We start from the raw sequence: 17,268 nt of genomic DNA, 5'->3' as shown, positions 1-17,268 counted from the left end.
GTTTGTAAATCACACAGATATTGCCGGATAACAGGTTGATTATGGTACAATAAAATTTATTTTAACAGGACAGGATGATTACGATTATGGGTGTACAGCTCCCCACAGCATTTGTAAAGCGCATGGAACAACTGCTCGGTGATGAATTTGAGGCTTTTATGGCTGCCTATGACCACACGCCCCATGCCGGGATTCGCGTCAATACATTAAAAATTCCAGTAGAGGACTTTAAGGAACGTTCTCCGTTCGAACTGCGGCCGATTCCGTGGTGCCCCACAGGTTTTTACATTCCGCACGGCACTAAGCCTGGACTTCACCCTTACTATCATGCTGGGTTGTACTATGTACAGGAACCGAGTGCCATGTCTCCAGTTGAACTGCTCAATGTAGCTCAGGGTGAAGCTGTTTTGGACTTGTGCGCTGCACCGGGAGGGAAATCAACCCAAATCGCAGCCAAACTGCAAGGAAGCGGCATACTGGTGACCAATGATATTAGCGCCGATCGAACCAAGGCGTTGGCTAAAAATGTGGAATTGTACGGTGTGCGCAATGCCGTGGTATTGAATGAGAGCCCTGATCGTATCGCAGATGCTTTTCCTCATTTTTTTAACAAGATTTTAATTGACGCACCTTGTTCGGGAGAAGGCATGTTCCGTAAGGATGAAGATATGGCCAAACAATGGGAGACACACTCGGTGGAAAAATGTGTGGTCATGCAACGGGACATTTTGCGTGTAGCGGCCTCAATGCTGAGCGATGGGGGAAGAATTGTCTATTCGACCTGCACCTTTGCCCCGGAAGAGAATGAAGGAATGATTGCGGAATTTCTGGAGGCTCATCCCGATTTTAACGTAGTCCCTGTTCCTTCAGAAGCAGGTTTTGCACCAGGCCACCCGGAATGGGTGAATGAAAAAATTGCATCGGCACATCCGGAACTGCGGGGGACAGCACGCCTCTGGCCGCATCTTATAGAGGGGGAAGGCCATTTTATCGCTGTATTGCAGCATCAGGGTGGTGCTCGTGTCGGTTCGACAGCAGATCTTACTGAAACAGGGGATCTGGCTCCATTTACGAACAAGAATGACAGAGTATTAAACATAGAAGCAGCGTATCCGCAGAAGAAGCAACATTTGCCCGTCAAGGAAGCGCTACTCCCAAGTGGCCAAGGAAGGCGCACGACTGATGAGCCTAAACGAACCGGAAAAGGAATGGGCGGAAAGTCAGGCAAAGGAAAGACCGCGCGCGGCTTTGATGGTAACAAGTCACGTATGGGCAAAGAAAATGCAAAATCTGCTGTACGCTCCCCGCATGATGTGTTGGAATCTTATCATCAATTTGTTCAGGAGCAGTTGGAGGTTTCATTTGCAGGCTACACGGTGGTCTACGGAGATCGCATTTATCAGTCGCCGCTGGCATCACATCGTTTGGACGGGCTTAAGGTGGTACGTCCGGGCTGGTTTATGGGAACCGATAAGAATGGTCGTTTTGTACCTTCACACCCACTGGCGGTGGCTTTGCGCCCTTTTGAGGCGGTTAGAAGCATCAACCTTTCCAGCTCGGACGCTGAAGCCATCCGGTATTTAAAAGGTGAAACCTTGTCCATCCCTGTTGAGAGAATGGAGCTTCGGAATGAAGTCCAACCCAAGGGCTATACTCTTGTGTGTATTGATGGTTATTCGGCCGGGTGGGGCAAATGGCAGGACGGCATGCTTAAAAATGAATATCCTACAGGCTGGAGGTGGACATCGGTATGAGTGGAAAAGGAAGACAAACTCAGCGTTTGGACAAAATTTTAACCCATATGGGCTATGGTTCCCGTAGTGATATCAAGAGACAGGTAAAGCAAGGTATGATCACAGTAAACGGACGGATCATCAAGGATAGCGGCTTACAGGTTCATCCATATCAAGATCAAATTGAAGTGAACGGCGAACTTGTTGTTTTTAGAGAGTATATTTACATTATGCTGCACAAGCCCCCAGGTGTTATATCTGCAACCGAAGATACGAGGGAACGAACGGTGCTGGATTTGCTGAGTGCGGAGGAACGACATTTCGAGCCTTTTCCAGTAGGGCGGCTAGATAAAGATACAGAAGGCCTATTGTTATTGACCAACGATGGCAAGCTGGCGCACGAACTACTATCTCCGAGGCGTCATGTCCCCAAAACGTATGAAGCTACGGTGTCGGGACATGTCACGGAGGAGGATATTCTTCAATTTACAGCAGGAGTGGAACTGGACGATGGGTATGTCACCCTTCCCGCGCAGTTGACGATTCTTCGGCATGAACAGCCGCATCAGGCAGATGGGGAAGTCATTTCCTATATTTCGCTTGTAATCCATGAAGGTAAGTTTCACCAAGTGAAGCGCATGTTCGAGGCGGTTGGTAAAAAAGTGACCTACTTGAAAAGAACAGCCATGGGGCCATTGAAGCTGGATGATCAGCTTCCACTGGGCAGCTATCGAGAGCTGACTAGCGAAGAACTGGCATTGATCGGCCGTGATATAGTTTCCGCAACACCAGAAGCTTGATGGTAAGATTAAATATAAATGACGCACAGACTCGTACGAGATTCCTGTGCGTCATTTTATGATATAGACAATTAGACAGAGCAGTATTCATAAGCAGTCTTCGATAACGAATCGTAATTTGCGAATTATTGTGCGCGTGCTGCCCGATTTTGTTTCACTTCCGCTGCCTTATAAGCTGTAACCTTGTTTTTGCCTGTCGTTTTGGATATGTACATGGCTTGATCGGCCTGTTTGACGAGTTCATCCGGGTTCATTTCCTTCTTCACGGTACTGTGTCCGACACTGATAGTGACGATGCTTTCCTCAGCGACACGTTCGCGGATTCGTTCTGCGACCAGCGCCACCTTGGCCCGACGATCCACAACCATTGCGACCAGTTCCTCGCCACCGTATCGTCCGGTCAGCCCGATTTCATCCAGTTCGTCCTCCATAATCTGTGCCACCTGCTTGAGAACTTCATCCGCACGAGCATGGCCCTGCGTATCATTCAGCTTTTTGAAATTGTCAATATCGCAAAAAATGACCGACACGCGGATTCCCTGGTCCATATATCGTCGTAGTCGCCCCGAAAAATATTTACGGTTATACAGTCCTGTCAGGCCATCGGTAATGGAAGAACGATAAATCCTTTGGAGTAGCTCCACAATCCGTTCAAACAGGATGACAAATAACGTAGTGTAGTACAGCAATGGTAAAAATGACATCCACAGGATTGTGTTTGATCCGTCTGCTTCTTCAGGGATGTCATTTCGCAGCCAGAGAAAACCAAGCCAGAGCAGATAAGTGAATAGGCCTGCCATAAATTTCTTTGGCTGTCCGATTCGCGGGGTGATGAACAGAAGGCTTAATATAAGCACTAACACTCGATAAAACAAAGTGAATCCAACCAACTTCACTGGGCTAATCCAAGTGGGCAGCAAACCTAAAGTCCAAGCCATTACCGGCAGTATTAATAACGCAGCCAGCAACAGCAAGACCCATTTTTCCATAAGCTTTAGCTTTCGGTAAAGCTGAAATACAGCGGCATTGATGAGCACGAAGGCAAACGCCTCCAAAGCATTTTTCCACACGATTCCCTGCAGTTGCATTTGGCCGCCGCCTGCCGAATAGAGATTCATCGCTTCATATGTCATAATAAAAATAGCGGCAGCCGAAAAAAGGATATAGGCTTTTTTTCGTTGTCTGCTATATATGATCACGCACATTAGCGCCATCATGAGTATAATATACAAACCGCAGGCTGCACTTATGGCCCCGGCCAGAGATGGGGAGCCCAAGGTTCCCAATAAGGACAACAATGTCAACATCACCGACTCCATTTGTAAAATTAATCTATCTATTGAACGGACGATATCGTTCCGATACAATAGACAGGATTTATTCCAGTTAAAATGTTATAATTTTCTTTTGTGCCTAACATTTATTCTCAATATATCATCTTTCAGAAAATCCGGAAACCTATACATATATCCTGTGTTCCGGGCAGTTTAATGCTTGAAAGGGGAAGCACTCATGAAATTGCTACAAGCTCTCTTTTTCCCACCCGAGCAACCGGGAGGCGTTTCATCCATGATTCCATATTTGCAAGAGCGATTTACGTCCCCCCGTTGGGAAATGGAGTTATTTTCAATCCCTAAACGGATTCGTAACAAGGGTAGGGACGAAGTAATCTTTGATACCTTCGACTGGACGAGATATGAGCAATATCCTATCGTTCAAAAATATATTCAGACGTACCGTGATTATTTGTGGTGGACTCGGCTTCGTATTCAGAAGCCCTTTGACCTTATTCATGCTCATCATCCGATTGCCGGGCTAGCTATGAAAAACGTATTTCCTGATACCCCGCTCGTACAGACGATTCACTCTTCCTATGAGAAGGAGTTAATTCTGAACGGGAAAATAGAGGAGAACGGGCCTGAACACCAATTCTTAGTGTCACTGTACCGAGAAATGGAACAGAAGGCGGATCGCCTGATAGCAGTATCGCAATCTTTTCAGCATTACTTAACACCTTATGTACAGTATCCGCAAGATGTTGTGGTTATTCCAAATGGATATGATGAGAAGCGATTTAAGCCCATTCCTCACGAAAATGAAGTGACACAGCTTATAACCGTTTGCCGACTTGTTCCCGCCAAAGGACTTGATATTCTATTACAGGCTTGCGCTGAGCTGAAAAAAAGAAATCAGGAATTTGTACTTCATATCATTGGTGATGGTCCGATTCGGCCTGAGATGGAAGAGATGGCGCGACAGCTAGATATATACCATGAGACGATTTTTTATGGATATACTCTTCACCCGGAAGAGTTTATGCCTTTCTTTGATGTATTTGTATTGCCTTCGCGGGCGGAGGCCTTTGGCTCCGTATTTGCAGAAGCGGCATTGAGCTGTCTGGCATTGGTAGGTACAGAAGTAGGGGGAATACCGGAGCAGATTGAAAATGGGGTAAATGGTCTGCTAGTGCCACCCGATAATCCGAAGGCACTGGCAGACGCATTAGAAAAGGTCATCGCTGACCCTGCCTATCGTTATGAACTGGCTAGATCCGCCTGCGACAAGGCTAAATCAAGCTATTCATTAAGTCGTGCTGTTAACGAACTGAAGAAAATGTATTTGAAATTTCCGCACTAACCATGACGGGTATCACCTGGTTTGGAATCAGAATGCCGAAAGCTGGAGCGAGGACGTGAGGAGCGGAAAGGTCTTCCGCGTCCTGCTAAGATCAGTTTACTGACCCACATCAGACTGAGCATTCCAAAAATAGGATAAAGCACAGATAACAGTGAGCTGAAGCCGAACTGACTGATTAAAAAACAGGTGAGCATAATGAATAATGTAATGAGCTTGGGCGAAATTTGGACATGCTGACGAATTTGTAGACTGACTCCATAAATGTCGGCCACAAAGGTACTGAAGATCTCCATGAAAATGAGTAGAATGTATATGATTTCAACAAGGGCGCCTAGACGGTAAGCAATGCTTCCCATAGGGATTTCAAATTGCTGAATGCCTGGCATTTGCGCTGACATGACAAAATGTGCAGCCATCAGCATAAAGCCAACACCAATTCCGCCCAAAACACCGCCCCAGCGGATCGTTTTACGGGAGAAAGTTTGGCTGCCTAGAGGGACAAGCACGGCCTGAGCCATAGCCAGATTGAAGGACGTGTACAGGAGCGGAGATATCCATGTGCGTAGCACACTGTGGTCTGTCGTATTCGTAATAAAGCTTTGCGGATTGGGCATGGAAAGGGTACTGTGAACGAGCAAAAGAGATATAGTGATCATCAGCGGGACAACAATGGTGTTCATATGCAAAATCGCTTTAATACCTTTATTCAGCAGCAAGTAAGTTCCGATTAGTGTAATGAGCAGTCCAGTCTGGTAGTGCAGGTGAAGGTGCTCCACAAAAACAGAGCCGGCTCCTGCCAGCATGACGCTGTTCACGCCAATCAGCACAATAAGTGTGAATATGCTGATCCATTTTCCGGCATTGGCACCAAAAAGGTGCTTGTTCAAATCCTCGTAGGAGCGGGCTGAAATATCATGAGCGATCAGCATCATTTTCGTACCCAACCATACAAATATGAGTGTGGACAGCATAATCGTGATTGTAGCCCAACGTCCATATTGCGTAAAGAATTGCAATATTTCTTGTCCGGTAGCGAAGCCGGCACCGACGATTGTACCAATGTATGTAAAAGCAATCTGAAAAACATGAATATTACGTTTCATTCCCAGTCCCCCCTTGCCTGCTTGAATAACGCTGCAGCGAGCATATAATACAAACTATGTTCAACTGAAATAGGACATGACTGGATGAGACTGAAAATAATTATACTGCATTTAATGAATAGCTTGACGGGAGCGTAATTTATGGGTCAAATCCTTGCATGGATACTGGAATACGGATATTTGGCAATGTTCGGCTTGCTTGCCCTTGGAGTAGCTGGTATGCCGATACCCGACGAAGTGCTAATGATCGCCTTTGGCGGGCTCGTGTCTCAAGGACACTACAACTTTATTGCTGCGCTGGCAGTCACATTTTTCGGTAGTATGACAGGCATGATGCTTAGCTACACATTGGGTCGTCTGCTGGGCAAACCACTATTGCACCGATACGGTAAATGGGTGAGGCTTACGCCCTCCAGGATTGCTTCTTCCGAAAATTGGTTCGGGCGCTATGGTACCTGGGGAATTTTGTTCGGATATTTTGTCCCCGGCTTGAGACATGTGTCATCCTATCTGGCAGGTACAACCCGTCTAGGTGTTTTTCGCTATATCGGCTATGCGTCAGCAGGAGCGTTGCTGTGGTGTGGTACATTTTTGGGGATCGGGCATGCGGTGGGCATGCACTGGGAACAGGTGGCTAAGCTGATGGAGAAGGTGACTCATCGGGTGGGCCTTATCGTTATTCTTTTAATCGTTTTGGGAGGAATCACCGCATGGTTCTGGAACAAACGTAAAAAAAAATATCACATGAATGCATGGAAAACAGGCTATAGCTTGAAAGCGACGGGTGAAGTATGGTACTTTTACCGCATAGGAATGCCGTGGGAGGTCATGGAATGGAAGTACTAAAGAAACGAATTTTAAATGAAGGTGTGATTGCGTCAGATCAGGTACTAAAGCTGGATGGATTGCTTAATCACCAGGTTGATCCAGAGCTGACAATGGAAATGGGACGAGAGTTCGCAGCCCGTTTCCGGGAAGAGAAGATCACCAGAGTAGTGACCGTGGAATCCTCAGGCATTGCCATCGGGTTTGCGACAGCGTTGGAGTTGGGTGTACCGTTGGTATTTGCTCGTCGTAAAAAGACTTTATTAGCTGATCCAGATGCGCTGTGTGAGCGTGTACCTTCGTTTACAAAAGGGATTGTCACAGATATTATGTTGTCTCGTCAATTTATTCATGAGCATGATCGTGTCTTGTTCATTGATGATATTATCGCTAATGGCGATGCGGCACGAGGCATGGTTAAAATTATTCAACGCTCCGGAGCGGAGTTGGTTGGATTCGGAGTTGCGGTTGAAAAAATGTTTCAGGCCGGAGCGAGAACCATTCGTGAGCAGGGCATTCGTGTAGAATCATTGGTTAAAATTTCGTCATTGGCTGACGGTAAGATAGAGTTTGCTGAATAGTAACAATTCGAAGCTTCGGGTCCTTATTTCTAATAATAACCTTTGCATGAGCATCAATTTCGCTTATAATATATATAAGGTTTGGGAGAGGAGGCAGCAACATGGGGAATGAACAATTGACCGAACAGTTTTTTCTGGAAAAACTGGCAGCGGCTAAAGTGCATTTTGAACGCGCCTTGGATTGTAAGCATACGGAATTCGACGATTTGTATCCCTATATGATTGAACATCCTCAGTTTTTTTGGTATAAACGCTATGTGGCCTGGTCTGAGTTGCTGACATTGGTTAACCTATGCGAAGAATTGTCTTTCTCTTGGAAAGAAGAATTTACTGCTCACCAAGTGGAGTATGTAGAACAGCGAGTGTTGTCTGCACAAGTGCTGGACTTCTGGTACGAGAAGAACGATACAAAAGAACATGATCACAGTGTAAATCAGTCGGGATAATTTGTTGCTCTGTTGGCAATCCATATAAGTAGTAAGCGGAAAGAGACCTAAATGATTCGTTTAGGTCTCTTTTTAAACTTTTTCATGCATATAAAATTATGGCCGTTGTGTTGAAAAAAATGGATAAGGAGGGGACATGAATGATAATGGACGAAGAATTGGATGCTTATCGACTTTCTGGTGAAAAGGTACGCGTCGTACGCGATGGATTGGAGTCCAACGATGTGGTTGGCATTGTACTGGCATGGGATGATGAACAGGTGCTTATTCGCCGCCAGAATCGACGTGTAGTCAAGTTGGATCGCAGCTATACATATCAGCCGTTCAGCGAGCCGCGTCACAATCCGATAGATCTGGATTAAGAAACGAGTTCCCAATGGGGATTGGCTAAAAAACGGTGTGTTTCATTAGGCATACAGAAACTCTAAATCGGACACAGTAATGAAGGAAAACTCAACAGAGAGGGCGTGCTGTGTCAATGACGGTTATGGACGAAAAAGTACATGCATACAAGGATCAAATCAGCCATTTGGAAGATAAGTTGCCCGAGGTAGTTCATGCCTATCATCGCTTTACCGGAGAATGCTTTCAAGCCGGCAGTTTAGATGAAAAAACCAAGCAACTGATTGCGCTAGGTATTGGCTTATTTGCCAACAATGAGGTGTGTACGTTTTATCATGTGAATGAGGCGCGCTCCAAAGGAGCCAGTGATCAGGAGATTATGGAGACCGTTGCTGTAGCTGCTGCAGTTGGTGGAGGACATGCTCTAAGTCAAGGGGTTACCCGTGTACAGAAGGCGTTACATTAAAGCGAATCATTCATACAGATAACTTATAATCGTAATAGCGGACATAGATTGATCTCAACAAATGATGGTTATGAAAAGAAGCTTCCGAGCACAGTTAGTGCCTGCGGAAGCTTCTTTTTGCGTGTAGTGCGGGGATTATGCTCTTTTACTTGCAGCAAAAGCAGCAGGGCGAGGGGATTTATGCTTGTAGGCAGAAGAGGATGCAACCCAACTTCGCCCAACAACGCGTAGGGGTTTGGGGGTTGAGTTATTGGGTAATTCGGGGTGATATTTCTCTGGTAAAGGTAGAGCTGCCGTATGAGGCAAAGAGGTAGGGAGCCCCAAATAAGCTCGCATTCGTTCATACATTTCTTTGCGGAATGCGGACATAGGCATACGGAACTGTTCTTTGACGCCTTTATATATATAGGTGGCGTGAGCGCCGGAGTGGTTTTGTTGGATGTCTAGAACACGAATGTGATACTTCTTAAATTCATGTTTGATTTCAGATAGCAGGATTCCGGTACGATCTATTCCTGCGTTAACCATTTCGACATAAAGATCAGGGGTTTTCAGCACGCCGCTTTCCTCAAGAATTAGGCTGTCACGCTCAAATACTTTTTGTATAAAGGTAAGGAGTAGATAACTTTTCACAAGAGAGCATGGATGCTGAGTAGTATCTGAAGAGATCATTACCATTCACCGCCTTAGGGAAATGTGATGATAATTCATAGTCATCGAAGTGAAAGAACATAAGTTCGTAGGAACTCATATTCTTATATTATCGTATTATTCCTTTTTTATCAAGAATAAATAAAGAAAAATAAAAGGTTTGACAACTTTATTTGAGCATGGTATGATCTATCTTGTCGCTAAGAAAGATTGATTCTTTTGAAATAGACGACAAATATATATGCGGTCGTGGCGGAATTGGCAGACGCGCACGGTTCAGGTCCGTGTGGGCTAACCCCCCGTGGAGGTTCGAGTCCTCTCGACCGCATCCATTTAGAAAAGGTTTATAGAATTGCTCTCGTAGCAGTTTTATAAACCTTTTCTATGTTTCGGAGTTATTGCAGATTTCCTAGGAACAGGAAGGACAATATAAGGACTTGAATTTTATTCAAGTCCTTGAGCAATTCTTTTATAAGTTCAATTTTTAAGATATGATAGAAAGTAACACGTTTTATGATGAAGCTATTGAAAGGTTGGATGGAAGATGGAGAAAGCAACTTTTGCAGGTGGGTGCTTCTGGTGTATGGTGACTCCGTTTGAGGAGCAGCCGGGGATTCATAGTATTGTCTCAGGCTATACTGGAGGGGCGATTTCCGATCCGACCTACGAACAGGTTAAAACAGGAACAACAGGGCACTATGAGGTGGTGCAGATTACGTTTGATCCTGAGCTGTTTCCTTATGAAAAGCTACTTGAATTGTATTGGCCGCAAACAGATCCTACCGACGGAGAAGGTCAATTTCAGGACCGAGGCACACAATATAAACCTGCCATTTTTTATCATACGGAGCAGCAACGTGAGCTTGCACAGCAATCCAAGGAACAGTTGGTACAAAGCGGACGCTTTGATAAGCCAATTGTAACGGAGATTCTTCCGGCTTCGATTTTTTATCCGGCAGAGGATTATCATCAGGATTATCACAAGAAGAATGTGAAACATTATAAGGAAGATCGAGCCCAATCCGGTCGTGATGAATTTATCGACAAAAACTGGTAAGCAGCTTTAATATACGTCATTATGCGCACTTCAAGGCAGATCAGAGATTATATCTCAGATCTGCCTTGTACATATTTAAACGGTTTTACTCACACAATGAAGGGACAGAGAAGGAGGCTGACCCGCAAATGAGTACACGACGGAAACTGCACATGAGAAATATAATAAAAAAGGCTTTAAAAGCATCACGCAGCCGGAAGGATTCGTCTTATGCGCTTGCACACCATGCAAGATCTAGAATGCAAATAATTGTAGTGCTTTGTATTTCAGTCTGTATGTTATTTATGATCTGTAAAACTGCTGTTGCCGAAGCAATAGACCAGCAGAACCAGCAGCAAAAAAGGGTTGCTGTCATTATTGATGATTTAGGGAACAATATGAAAGGTACCGAGGAGATTCTAAATTTACCCGTAAAAATCACCGTTGCTGTCATGCCCTTCCTGCCAACAACCAAACAGGACGCTATGGAAGCGCATAAGCGTGGTCATGATGTTATCGTCCATCTTCCAATGGAGCCCAAGCAGGGCAAGCCTGAGTGGCTTGGACCGGGAGCAATCAAGGCTAATATGACGGATGAAGAAGTACGCGCCAAGGTGACAGCAGCAATTAAGGATGTTCCTTATGCCATAGGAATGAACAACCATATGGGCTCCAAGGTCACCTCAGACAAGCGCATTATGTCCGTCGTTCTTGATGTTTGTAAGGAATATGGACTATTTTTTGTTGATAGCCGTACTAATTATTGGTCAGTGGTGCCTGAACTTGCCGCTAAAAAGGGAATGCCACCGGTGCGAAATGATGTTTTTTTGGATGATGTTCATACACTCGCTCATGTGAATCGGCAACTTAGTAAAGTGGTCGAATGGTTGGCAGAGCACGATACCTGTGTAACGATTGGACATGTCGGCGTGTCCGGCATGTATACCTCCTCAGGGCTTCATTCATCGGTCCCTAAATTAAAGGAGCATGCACAATTTGTCGGTATTAGCGATCTGGTGCGTGATGTATGGGGATGGACAGGAGACCCAGCCACGAATACTACCATGCCGTCAGATGCGCAATAATGCCTTCGGCAATAGCTTCAGCAATCCTTTTTTGACCGTGATCCCCGGAAAGCATGGCTCTGTCCTGCTCGTTGCTGATAAATCCGGTTTCCACTATTACAGCGGGATGTTGGATTTTATTCAGAAGATAAAAGGGTTTTCCATATATGGTTTGTCTATTCATGCAAAATAAGCGGTTTAATGAATGCTGAATCCGTTCAGCTAACAGATAGCTGCTGCCTTCATCCTGATACAGCACAATGGGTCCGCGTTTTTCGGCACGTTTGGTCCAATTGACATGCAGACTGACAACCAAAGAAGTAGGCAGTTGCTCTGTCAGGCTTTTACGTTGGGCGAGATCTTTAAGATGCCGCGATTTGGACTGCAACCAACGGTTATCATCACTCAGTGCGTAGTCCTTGTCCCGATTCAGGACAGCAGGGTAACCCTGGGAACGTAAGATCAAGTATAGTTTTTGAGCAATAGCAAGATTGATATCTTTTTCCAGAAGTCCTTTGTGACTTGTTCCACCATCCACACCACCATGACCTACATCTATCAGGACCACGGGTTTGGCAAAAGCGTGATAGGACCGGTTGAACGGGGGTTCTGCATGCTTGTTTATTTCGGTGCTTTTCTCGTCAGGCTGAGTAGTTGCATAAGCAAACGGGGTAAATACAGCACTACAAAGGAGGTAAAAACTTAACCCCAGCCCGGCCAGGCACATCTTCTTTAACTTTTTATTCAACACGTTCTATTCCTCCAATGGACGAATTGATTGTTTACTGAAAACCATGCATAACAGACGTCAAACCTAAAGTAGCGTAGCTGTCTTCAAATATAACAATAAGCCTTGAGGGAACTGTTATATTGAAGATAGTATGTTCCATTTAAGGGAAACCATGCATAGTTATCCCGCAAGGGTTAGAGCTGCTGAAAACTGTGCAAGCTAGTGGTATCTGAACCTAACGTGTAATTTGGTATACCAAGATACGGTGATCGGAAATGTTAGGTCAGATGAAGGAGGTCATGGAGGATGGCGAAGAGTGACGAACTGGTGACGTACATTACAGAGCGGATTGTGCGTTATATGGAAACGCCGCGCGATGTTCGACGCAGCCAAAAACAAGCCAAGGAGCCGTGGGTAAGCAAATGGTTTGGAATGTTGCCTCTCGCTCTGAAAATGTGGATAAAATCCACACGCAGAGAGCGAAGAGAGCAACGTTAAACACGCCAAAGAGACCACAAGAGGCATGGGGTATGCCATTTGAGGTCTCTTTTTATGTTGTTTAGGGATAATTTCGAATTATTTTTAATGGTCCTAAAACTACTAAGATTCCAAACGGTAAAATTGACCATGAGGCAACAGTTGTTTTAGGGGCACAAATCGGGAAAGACCATCGTGGTAGGTTAATGCATATAAAATGGGTTCGGACGGATGATCTGTAGATACCCAAGTTTGAAACCCGCTAATGGATAAGGGTCCCCCAAAGGCAAAATTGATGCTTGTGGCTGAAAAAATCATACGTGGTGAATTACTTAGCACGTCCATAAATTGGTCTGTGTCATGAATGGAAAGTTTTTGCTTAGGTTGAAGCCAGCCCAGATCCTCATAGGGATCGAAAGGATCAGACGAGACAGTAACTGCTTGGGCCTGAGTTTTCAAAAAGGGTATAGATGAAGAAATCGCGTTGTTCTGAAGCTTATGTTTCCAGCTCCCATCTGTTACTTCTGCAGGTAGCGGATCGCCAGTAACAGCATCAATACATATTTGGCTACCCATAGAGGAACGTACCTGCCAGTAGGCTAATAGAGGTTCCTCATACATAGGTGTAATTTGTAGCTTGTCGATAGAAGAAAATTCGGTTTCTGTGAGCGACTTCAGGGATTGGCGAAGTATATCCATACTATAAGGTCCGCCTGGCCCATTCCCGTATTCGTTGAGTTGATAAGCGCCGTTTGAGTCTGATCCGATAATCAGGTAGCCAATGTATTCTCCTGCATGGTTCACTTGAACAAGCCAGCTATGGGTTCCAGGTCCGAGCGGATGGTAGCTGAGCTCGGCGTCTTTCCACGAAGCAAAAGGGGCTTGCGACGATAGAGATTGTACGGTATCACTCGCTGTCCGTTTCACGTCCTCAGGCACCCCTTGCTGCTGAGTAGGAGGCTTTGATGAAACGTCACCCGGGGATGTGGAAGAAGTAGAAGGGCTCCTGGATTCCATTGGAGGAACATGGGAGCTTTCGTTGTAGTTGGGTGCTGAGCTTACATTGCTTTCTTGAACGGCTGAGGGAGCCGCATGAATGGAAGCGAACGGACAGACTGCGGACAGGCCGATCAGCACAGCTGCGATCATACCTACGCTATAATGCCCGGAATGATTTTTTTTCAATGGAATCCACCTTTCTGTCGGATGGCTTGCCGACGGAGGCATTCTTTTTTAATTAGCATACAGCCTGTCCGATGAAAAGACTGCTGTACCCTGTCGGCGCAAATGTCGTATCCAGGTTCGCTTTTTGCTGTCGATACATAGGGGACAAGCTTGACCACGCTTGTGGTTCCAGCAGCGGAAACTGATGTAGGCTGAAGCAAGATGTTACAACTTGACGACATGTCTGCAACTAACCTGCGAAGGAGCGTGAGATATCAGTTACCGCAGATGAAATATGCCGCAGTTAATGGCGGATACGAGTACCTTTGGCTCATATTGCCATACCATTTCTTTACGACGGGCTTGATGCTGCTCTAATACGGATTCTTTTTTATCCTCTTCTTCTTTCTGTTCCTTGATTAGATCTTCGTAGTAGTGGTCAATAACCTCTAGTTCCTCGCGCAGTCGTTCCTTCGCCTGCTCAGCCCAATCATAATCTTGCTGTCGGAGCTGTTCGGTGAGATAGCTTTCAAGCGAGGTGGAAGCCTCAGGGACAGATAGCTGCGCTGGCTGTACATGCATATTGCCTGCCAGCAGCGGGCTGAGCTGCCGGGTTTCGAGCATAGCGCCAAAATTGGCTACAATAGTGCCACTTTTGAGTGAAATACCTAGCCACTGAAGTTCCTCACGCTTCAAATCGCAGGCAAACTCAATCTTGTAGCAGACGCTGAGCCAAGCTTCATAGACTACAGGAGAACGGGCAGACAACTGACGGGCATCCGGCTGCTCGAACAAATAAACATATTTTCCTCCATCCCGAGCAGCTTCAAAAATTTGATGCAGCCGACGGCTTCCGTATCGGAGCTCCTCCTGCATAATGCGACCAGGCCCTAATTGCGGTAACGTCGGTACATGACCGAAGTAACGCCCCATGACCTGATCTTGTGCTGCGTTGCCAGCTACAGGAGCTGGTGGCGTCTGATCCGCTAAACGTTCCTGTTCTGTCCGATAGGCTTCCCCATCAAAGATGAATGTGAAGGACATGGTTTGCGCTGGAACGCCAGTACGCTCTACGTATCCCCAATAGTAGGGGCGATTTGTCAAGGCTTTATCTGCCTCTGGAGACAGCTTGACAGTTACATGGTGGGGAGACCTCTCAATGATGCTGCACCCAGTAGATTCCAGATAAGTGTGGACAAAACGCTGGACTTGCTGTGCATTCATAGTCAAGGCTAGCGACCCCCTTTCACACTGCGTCGAGCTTTGGTTGGAGGAACTGCATCACCTGCTAAGCCTAACAAATCCTCGGTAACACTTGAGCTTACTCCTGTTAGCCGTCCTTTAAGCTGTTTTGTTCCAGGTGACTTATCGGTTACTACATTTGGAGAGACTGACGGGTCTGTGCGTATTTGTGCTATTTCTTTTTTGATGGAATCCAGCGAGTGGCCCAACTTTTGCATTTTTCTACGAATTTCATCATCACTACTGGACTCAAGCATGATTTTATATAAACTCTTTTCAATGGATTCTTTTTTCTCAAACTTTTCCAGAATAACGTCCAATCCGCCAATGACCATCTCAAACATATTAATCTTTTCATGCAGAAGGTGCAGGATATGCTCTTCAATCGTTCCGGTAGTGGATAGGTTGAAGATATTTACGTCATGCTTCTGTCCAAGTCGATGCACCCGTCCAATCCGCTGTTCCACGCGCATGGGATTCCACGGCAAATCGAAGTTAATCATGTGGTGACAAAATTGCAGATTAATGCCTTCACCGCCTGCTTCTGTAGCAATCATGACCTGAATGCGACCACGGAACAGATCCATCATCCAATCTTTGCGGCCCCGGTTCATACCGCCTCGGTAAGGAACGGCAGACAGTCCGCGATCCCGGAAATAGTTTAGTAAATACTCCTGTGTGGCCCGATATTCTGTAAAAATAATCACTTTTTCGTTCATCTTCCGGATGAGCTCCAGTGCTTTTTCTGCTTTGGAATTGGCCTTGATCGCTTTAATGTGTGCGACCAAGTCCCAAACACGATCACGTAGGGGAGAGTCAGGAGCCATCTTTTTGGACAAATTGACCAGCGTGACAAACACAGCGTCCCGGCTACTGCACACCTCCCGTTGAAGGGTAACGAGAGACAGCATGCTGCTTAAATTTCCGCCATTCGCCTGATATTGTTCTTTGACAAAAGAGGTCACCCCATCGTACAGCGCTTGCTCTTCTGGCGAGAGTTCCAAGTGAATGTTGGAAACATTTCGTTTAGTGAATTGAACCGGACCTTCTCCACGACGATTGCGGATCATGACTTTAGACAGCTCATCCTTGAGCTGGTCTTCATTTTTGGGCAGACGTTTATCTACAACAAAGTTGGCTGAAAAATCGCCTTGTCTTCCCAATTGACCGGGCTTGAGTAACGTGATCAGATTAAACAGCTCAGATAGATCGTTTTGTACAGGTGTGGCTGTCAGAAGCAAACAATATTTTTTACGCAACTTCATAATGAATTGGTAGTTGGATGTTTTTTTATTCTTCAGCTTATGAGCCTCGTCAATAATGAGCAGGTCATAATCGGTATCTAGCAGGATGTTACTATGTGGCTCCCGTTTGGCCGTATCCATAGAGGCCACGACGACCTCGGAAGACCAAGAATACGCTTTTTTCTGGGCGACTGCGGGAATGCCGAATTTGCTATTCAGCTCACGCACCCATTGCAGGACCAGAGAAGCGGGTACAAGAATAAGCACTTTGGAAGCCAGCCCGCGAACCAGATATTCCTTAAGGATCATTCCGGCTTCAATCGTTTTGCCTAGACCGACCTCATCGGCAAGAATGGCACGTCCAGACATCTCAAACAGTACCTTTCGAGCGGTATCGAGTTGATGGGGCAGTGGAGTGAGGTCTTGCAAATGCTGAAGACATTGAAGCTCATCAAAGCTCGGCACCAGCTTGGCCTTTTCCGCCTCGATTGCCAGCTGATACAGATCCCAATCTCCCCAAGGACCTCCCTTGTGCAGGCGTTGGTCCAGCTCGTCCTGCCAGCTGCGGTCAAATTGTATCGGAACAGGCAATGGTGCTTGGCTTTGTGTGTGCTGGGAACTTGTCGGTTTGGCTTTCATGGTGATTCCCTCCCTCCTAGTAGTAGCACCGTTGAAGCTCTTGGCTCTGTCACATATATGACATCTATTTTGCACAGATCGTAGATGT

18 protein-coding genes and 1 tRNA gene are annotated in these 17,268 nt (G+C 45.9%); 12 read left to right on the top strand and 7 right to left on the bottom strand.

The window, feature by feature from the left end; all coding sequences use genetic code 11:
- Nucleotides 1–86 precede the first annotated feature (86 nt).
- Both C400_RS0102055 and C400_RS0102050 read left to right on the top strand, forming a co-directional pair.
- A complete protein-coding gene (locus C400_RS0102055) occupies nt 87–1,754 on the top strand; it encodes an RsmB/NOP family class I SAM-dependent RNA methyltransferase (RefSeq protein WP_017425830.1) in 1,668 nt (555 codons plus the stop codon).
- Nucleotides 1,751–2,533 carry a pseudouridine synthase gene (locus tag C400_RS0102050; protein ID WP_016819749.1) on the top strand — a complete coding sequence of 261 codons (783 nt, stop codon included), beginning with the start codon at nt 1,751–1,753 and terminating at the stop codon, nt 2,531–2,533. Before C400_RS0102055 ends, C400_RS0102050 begins: the two co-directional genes overlap by 4 nt.
- Before the next feature lie 125 nt (nt 2,534–2,658).
- On the opposite strand, the gene C400_RS0102045 is transcribed toward C400_RS0102050, so the two are convergent.
- Complete coding sequence (locus C400_RS0102045; protein WP_016819750.1) at nt 2,659–3,840, bottom strand: GGDEF domain-containing protein; 1,182 nt, start codon at nt 3,838–3,840, stop codon at nt 2,659–2,661.
- A 205-nt stretch (nt 3,841–4,045) separates the two neighbouring features.
- Here C400_RS0102045 and C400_RS0102040 point away from each other — a divergent pair, with 205 nt between their 5' ends.
- The gene (locus C400_RS0102040) at nt 4,046–5,170 is read left to right on the top strand and encodes a glycosyltransferase family 4 protein (RefSeq protein ID WP_016819751.1); all 1,125 of its coding nucleotides are present in this window, start codon (nt 4,046–4,048) and stop codon (nt 5,168–5,170) included.
- Here C400_RS0102040 and C400_RS0102035 read toward each other — a convergent pair.
- A complete protein-coding gene (locus C400_RS0102035; RefSeq protein ID WP_016819752.1) occupies nt 5,167–6,273 on the bottom strand; it encodes a YkvI family membrane protein in 1,107 nt (368 codons plus the stop codon). The two genes, C400_RS0102040 and C400_RS0102035, sit on opposite strands and share 4 nt — an antisense overlap.
- A 141-nt stretch (nt 6,274–6,414) precedes the next feature.
- On the opposite strand from C400_RS0102035, the gene C400_RS0102030 reads away from it, so the two are divergent.
- The 5 genes from C400_RS0102030 (at nt 6,415) to C400_RS0102010 (ending at nt 8,933) form a co-directional block, all read left to right on the top strand.
- A complete protein-coding gene (locus tag C400_RS0102030; RefSeq protein WP_017425828.1) occupies nt 6,415–7,119 on the top strand; it encodes a DedA family protein in 705 nt (234 codons plus the stop codon).
- On the top strand, nt 7,107–7,679 hold the full coding sequence (locus C400_RS0102025) for a xanthine phosphoribosyltransferase (protein ID WP_016819754.1): 573 nt from the start codon (nt 7,107–7,109) through the stop codon (nt 7,677–7,679). The genes C400_RS0102030 and C400_RS0102025 overlap by 13 nt, the downstream gene beginning before the upstream one ends.
- A 101-nt stretch (nt 7,680–7,780) precedes the next feature.
- Nucleotides 7,781–8,125, top strand: coding sequence for a hypothetical protein (locus tag C400_RS0102020; protein WP_013370520.1), 345 nt, complete (start codon nt 7,781–7,783; stop codon nt 8,123–8,125).
- Nucleotides 8,126–8,265: 140 nt separating this feature from the next.
- Nucleotides 8,266–8,487: a hypothetical protein gene (locus tag C400_RS0102015; protein ID WP_016819755.1), complete on the top strand. Its 222-nt coding sequence runs from the start codon at nt 8,266–8,268 to the stop codon at nt 8,485–8,487.
- A 116-nt stretch (nt 8,488–8,603) separates the two neighbouring features.
- Nucleotides 8,604–8,933, top strand: a complete 330-nt coding sequence (locus C400_RS0102010; protein ID WP_016819756.1) for a carboxymuconolactone decarboxylase family protein — start codon at nt 8,604–8,606, stop codon at nt 8,931–8,933.
- A gap of 135 nt (nt 8,934–9,068) precedes the next feature.
- On the opposite strand, the gene C400_RS0102005 is transcribed toward C400_RS0102010, so the two are convergent.
- Complete coding sequence (locus tag C400_RS0102005; protein WP_017425827.1) at nt 9,069–9,605, bottom strand: hypothetical protein; 537 nt, start codon at nt 9,603–9,605, stop codon at nt 9,069–9,071.
- A gap of 222 nt (nt 9,606–9,827) precedes the next feature.
- Between C400_RS0102005 and C400_RS0102000 the strand changes: the two genes are divergently transcribed.
- From C400_RS0102000 to C400_RS0101990, 3 genes are all read left to right on the top strand, one after another.
- A tRNA-Leu gene (locus C400_RS0102000) sits at nt 9,828–9,912 on the top strand.
- A gap of 216 nt (nt 9,913–10,128) precedes the next feature.
- Nucleotides 10,129–10,641, top strand: a complete 513-nt coding sequence (gene msrA, locus C400_RS0101995; protein ID WP_016819146.1) for a peptide-methionine (S)-S-oxide reductase MsrA — start codon at nt 10,129–10,131, stop codon at nt 10,639–10,641.
- Nucleotides 10,642–10,769: 128 nt separating this feature from the next.
- Nucleotides 10,770–11,705 (top strand): divergent polysaccharide deacetylase family protein, encoded by a 936-nt coding sequence (locus C400_RS0101990; RefSeq protein WP_017425825.1) that lies wholly within the window; start codon nt 10,770–10,772, stop codon nt 11,703–11,705.
- Here C400_RS0101990 and C400_RS0101985 read toward each other — a convergent pair.
- Nucleotides 11,680–12,435, bottom strand: a complete 756-nt coding sequence (locus C400_RS0101985) for an N-acetylmuramoyl-L-alanine amidase (protein ID WP_017425824.1) — start codon at nt 12,433–12,435, stop codon at nt 11,680–11,682. The genes C400_RS0101990 and C400_RS0101985 overlap by 26 nt on opposite strands.
- A gap of 285 nt (nt 12,436–12,720) precedes the next feature.
- On the opposite strand from C400_RS0101985, the gene C400_RS0101980 reads away from it, so the two are divergent.
- Nucleotides 12,721–12,912: a YqzE family protein gene (locus C400_RS0101980; protein ID WP_016819149.1), complete on the top strand. Its 192-nt coding sequence runs from the start codon at nt 12,721–12,723 to the stop codon at nt 12,910–12,912.
- Nucleotides 12,913–13,014: 102 nt separating this feature from the next.
- Here the strand turns inward: C400_RS0101980 and C400_RS0101975 are convergent, their stop codons facing one another.
- The 3 genes from C400_RS0101975 to C400_RS0101965 form a co-directional block, all read right to left on the bottom strand.
- Complete coding sequence (locus C400_RS0101975) at nt 13,015–14,076, bottom strand: hypothetical protein (RefSeq protein WP_017425823.1); 1,062 nt, start codon at nt 14,074–14,076, stop codon at nt 13,015–13,017.
- 258 nt (nt 14,077–14,334) lie between these two features.
- Complete coding sequence (locus C400_RS0101970; protein WP_017425822.1) at nt 14,335–15,285, bottom strand: YqhG family protein; 951 nt, start codon at nt 15,283–15,285, stop codon at nt 14,335–14,337.
- A gap of 2 nt (nt 15,286–15,287) precedes the next feature.
- Nucleotides 15,288–17,180: a DEAD/DEAH box helicase gene (locus tag C400_RS0101965; RefSeq protein ID WP_017425821.1), complete on the bottom strand. Its 1,893-nt coding sequence runs from the start codon at nt 17,178–17,180 to the stop codon at nt 15,288–15,290.
- Between the last annotated feature and the right edge of the window lie 88 nt (nt 17,181–17,268).

This window comes from Paenibacillus sp. ICGEB2008, assembly GCF_000307675.1.
Lineage (GTDB): Bacteria > Bacillota > Bacilli > Paenibacillales > Paenibacillaceae > Paenibacillus > Paenibacillus polymyxa.
This window is presented reverse-complemented; position numbering and strand designations above follow the sequence as displayed.

What these genes read in the sequence shown, in the direction of transcription:
- C400_RS0102020 (WP_013370520.1), top strand. Translation starts at nt 7,781, where the DNA reads ATGGGGAATGAACAATTGACCGAACAGTTTTTTCTGGAAAAACTGGCA.
- C400_RS0102045 (WP_016819750.1), bottom strand. Translation starts at nt 3,840, where the DNA reads ATGTTGACATTGTTGTCCTTATTGGGAACCTTGGGCTCCCCATCTCTG.
- C400_RS0102040 (WP_016819751.1), top strand. Translation starts at nt 4,046, where the DNA reads ATGAAATTGCTACAAGCTCTCTTTTTCCCACCCGAGCAACCGGGAGGC.
- C400_RS0102030 (WP_017425828.1), top strand. Translation starts at nt 6,415, where the DNA reads ATGGGTCAAATCCTTGCATGGATACTGGAATACGGATATTTGGCAATG.
- C400_RS0102050 (WP_016819749.1), top strand. Translation starts at nt 1,751, where the DNA reads ATGAGTGGAAAAGGAAGACAAACTCAGCGTTTGGACAAAATTTTAACC.
- C400_RS0101990 (WP_017425825.1), top strand. Translation starts at nt 10,770, where the DNA reads ATGAGTACACGACGGAAACTGCACATGAGAAATATAATAAAAAAGGCT.
- C400_RS0102010 (WP_016819756.1), top strand. Translation starts at nt 8,604, where the DNA reads ATGACGGTTATGGACGAAAAAGTACATGCATACAAGGATCAAATCAGC.
- C400_RS0102035 (WP_016819752.1), bottom strand. Translation starts at nt 6,273, where the DNA reads ATGAAACGTAATATTCATGTTTTTCAGATTGCTTTTACATACATTGGT.
- C400_RS0102005 (WP_017425827.1), bottom strand. Translation starts at nt 9,605, where the DNA reads ATGATCTCTTCAGATACTACTCAGCATCCATGCTCTCTTGTGAAAAGT.
- msrA (WP_016819146.1), top strand. Translation starts at nt 10,129, where the DNA reads ATGGAGAAAGCAACTTTTGCAGGTGGGTGCTTCTGGTGTATGGTGACT.
- C400_RS0102055 (WP_017425830.1), top strand. Translation starts at nt 87, where the DNA reads ATGGGTGTACAGCTCCCCACAGCATTTGTAAAGCGCATGGAACAACTG.
- C400_RS0102015 (WP_016819755.1), top strand. Translation starts at nt 8,266, where the DNA reads ATGATAATGGACGAAGAATTGGATGCTTATCGACTTTCTGGTGAAAAG.
- C400_RS0101980 (WP_016819149.1), top strand. Translation starts at nt 12,721, where the DNA reads ATGGCGAAGAGTGACGAACTGGTGACGTACATTACAGAGCGGATTGTG.
- C400_RS0101965 (WP_017425821.1), bottom strand. Translation starts at nt 17,180, where the DNA reads ATGAAAGCCAAACCGACAAGTTCCCAGCACACACAAAGCCAAGCACCA.
- C400_RS0102025 (WP_016819754.1), top strand. Translation starts at nt 7,107, where the DNA reads ATGGAAGTACTAAAGAAACGAATTTTAAATGAAGGTGTGATTGCGTCA.